The organism is Streptomyces sp. NPDC051684 (assembly GCF_044453445.1).
Classification (GTDB): Bacteria; Actinomycetota; Actinomycetes; order Streptomycetales; family Streptomycetaceae; genus Streptomyces.
This window is the reverse complement of the sequence record NZ_JBITCS010000091.1, coordinates 1-2,952: the sequence shown is the minus strand read 5'-3', so window position 1 is coordinate 2,952 and position 2,952 is coordinate 1. Positions and strand designations below refer to the sequence as shown.

Sequence of the window (2,952 nt, the reverse complement as noted above, 5' to 3'; positions counted from 1 at the left end):
CGACGACGCTCCGCGTCGCCTCCCTCCTCCGCCTTGCGATCGCACGCACCAGGACCCGCTCCCTGATCCGGCCTGATCCAAACGACAAGCCCTAGTACGAGATGCAGGCCGAGTGCCACGCCGTGTAGAAGTCGAAGACCTCCGGCGAGCACTCCGGCGGCCCGTACTGGCTGGCCTTGTCGCCGATGTGCGGCAGATGCGCGTACGCGCCGACACCGGGCCGGTTGACGTGCAGCATCCCCGCCTCGAAGCGCTCAAGGGCCTCGAAGGCGCGGGCCTGTGAGGCGGTGAACACGGTCCCGGACATGCCGTACTTCACCGAGTTCGCGATCCGCAGCGCGTCGTCGAAGTCCTCCGCGTCCACCACCGCGAGCACGGGACCGAACACCTCCTCCTGCGCCAGCTCCGCGTCCCACGGCACGTCCCGGATCACGGTCGGCTGCACATAGCAGCCCTCCGCCAGATCCGGACGCTCCTCGCGCCCGCCGCCGCACACCACCTTGCCACCGTCGCGCTGCGCGCCCTCGATGGCGGCGAGCGCCGCGTCGAGCCGCGCGGTATCCACCACGGGACACAGCTCGGACGCGGCGTCGAATCCGGGCCCCACCCGCAGATGCGCGACCCGGCCGACGAGCCGCTCCAGGAACTCCTCCCGCACCCGTACGTCGACGACGGCCCGGCTGGTCGCCGAACACCGCTGCCCCGCCTGCCCGAACGCCCCGTGCACGACGGCGTCGACGGCCTTGTCCAGGTCGGCGTCGTCGCACACCACGACCGCGTTCTTGCCGCCGAGCTCGAGCTGGGTGCGCAGCAGCCGGCCGGCGCCGCCCGTGTGGATCGCGGTGCCGACGGGCAGCGACCCGGTGAAGCTGATGCCCGCGACGGCCGGATTGGCGACGAGCGCCTCACCGGCCGCCGCGTCGCCCTGCACCAGATTGAGCACCCCGTCCGCAAGCCCCGCCTCGTGGAAGACATCGACGAGCAGGGCCGAGGTGAGCGGGGTCAGCGGCGACGGTTTGAGGATCGCGGTGCAGCCGGCGAGCAGCGCGGGCGCCACCTTCCACATCGGGATGGCGAGGGGGAAGTTCCACGGCGATATCAGCCCCACCACGCCGATCGCCTTGCGGAAGGTGTACGCGAAGGTGCGCTCCTCCTCGGCGGGGGCGGTGACCCCGCCGAGCAGCCGGGCCTGCCCGGCCGTGAACTCCAGGACGGCCATGGCCCGTTGGACCTCGCCAGTGGCCTCCTTCAGGAGCTTCCCCTGCTCACGCGTGATCGCGTACGCGAGCTCCTGCGCGCGCCGCTCCATGATGCGCAGCGCCTTCATCAGGAACGCGGCCCGCTTGATGGGCCCGATGCCACGCCAGTGATCAAGGGCCCGCCGCGCCTCCTCGACCGCCAGGTCCACATCCGCGCCGCCGGATTCCGCGAACTCCCCCAGCACATCGGAGAAGTCGGCCGGATTCACGTCGGGCCGCCGCTGCCCCGACTGCGCGGCGACCCACTGCCCCCCGATGTGATTCTCCGTCAGATACCCCGCCACTTCGAACCGTGTCTCGCCCGGTGCCACAGCCATGCCCCTGCTCCTTCGCAGCCGGTGGGATCGTCCCCGCCACCCTCGCCCGCCCAACGGCGGGTGAACAACGGGTGATCTGCGAATACCGGGTATAGGGGGTTGCTATGTGTGGGCCCGTCACGCGGTGGCGACGTGCACCGGATGATCCAGGATCTGGTTGTTGAGGTAGCCGAGGCGGTTCCACGGAACGTACGCCGGCTGGGTGCGGCCCGTGTCGTCCGTGGCGCGGATCGAGATGATGTGCTCGCCCGGGGCGGGGTTCCAGGTGAAGTGCCAGCGGGTCCAGGCGCCCGCCTCCTGGGAGCCGGTGAGCCGGGCCTCCTGCCACGGGCCCGCATCGATGCTGTAGGACACGGAGGCGATGCGCTGCTCCCCGGCGAAGGATCGTCCTCGTACGAGCTGGGGCCCCGGCTTCAGATGTGCGGGCCAGTCGAGTTCCACCAGGCTGGTCACCGGGAGTTCGTTGATGGGGGTGCCCAGGACGGGGCCGTGCGCCGGGTGGTCGGGGCCGATGAGGACGTAGTCCTCGGTGTTCCACGGGACGTGGATGGGTCTGCGGGACACCTCGATGCGGCCGACCCACTTGATGCTGGCCGCGCCCAGCCAACCGGAGACCACGACCCGCGCCGGGAAGCCGTGGTCCGGCGGCAGCGGCTCGCCGTTCATCGCGAGGGCGAGGAGGGTGTCGTCGGCCACCGCCTTGTCCAGGGGCATGGGGCGCCGGGCCCCGCACTCGTCGAGGGCCACCGGCATGACGTCGTGCGCGTCCGGGGTCACCCCTGCCGCCGACAGCAGGTCACGGAGCCGTACGCCGGTCCACTCGGCGGTGCTGACCGCGCCGCGGCCCCACGGTGTCCCGGCGATGCGCTGCCCGTGCTGCTTGCCGAACAGCACACGGCGATTGCCCGCGCACTCGATCGTGCGCGTGACGGAGACCAGCGGAAACGCCCGCCACAGCTCGTCGTAGCCGAAGGTGACGGGCGACGGGACGGCATCGCCCTCGATCCGCAGCGACCACTGCGCGGCGTCGATCCGCGGAGTGGGGGAGTGGCTGCGCACGAAGAAGCGGTCGTTGGGGGTCAGGTGGCCCGGCATCCGGTCCGCCCGGGTCCCGTAGTCCAGCCCGGTCCCGGTGTCCTCCATGAAATCGGCCGACGTCGGCTTGACCACTCCGGGCCGTGCGCTGACTGCTGTGTCGGTTGTCGTCATGCTTCTACCGTCGGCGCGCGCGGCGCCGACGGGTAGCGGCTTGTTCCCTATGGGCTCATAAGCGCGGTCTATGGGGCTAGGGCCTGTCGTTTGGATCAGGCCGGGCTCGCGGGGCCTGGCACGCACGCTCGCGGCGTTGTCGTCGGTCGACGACGCTCCGCGTCGCC

The 2,952-nt window shown here is 71.4% G+C and carries 2 protein-coding genes; both read right to left on the bottom strand.

Annotated features, from left to right (window positions below; genetic code table 11):
- Positions 1 to 91 precede the first annotated feature (91 nt).
- Positions 92 to 1,576: an aldehyde dehydrogenase family protein gene (locus tag ACIA8D_RS41710; RefSeq protein ID WP_399240752.1), complete on the bottom strand. Its 1,485-nt coding sequence runs from the start codon at positions 1,574 to 1,576 to the stop codon at positions 92 to 94.
- 117 nt (positions 1,577 to 1,693) lie between these two features.
- Positions 1,694 to 2,785 (bottom strand): sulfite oxidase, encoded by a 1,092-nt coding sequence (locus ACIA8D_RS41705; protein ID WP_399240750.1) that lies wholly within the window; start codon positions 2,783 to 2,785, stop codon positions 1,694 to 1,696.
- Positions 2,786 to 2,952: the final 167 nt, after the last annotated feature.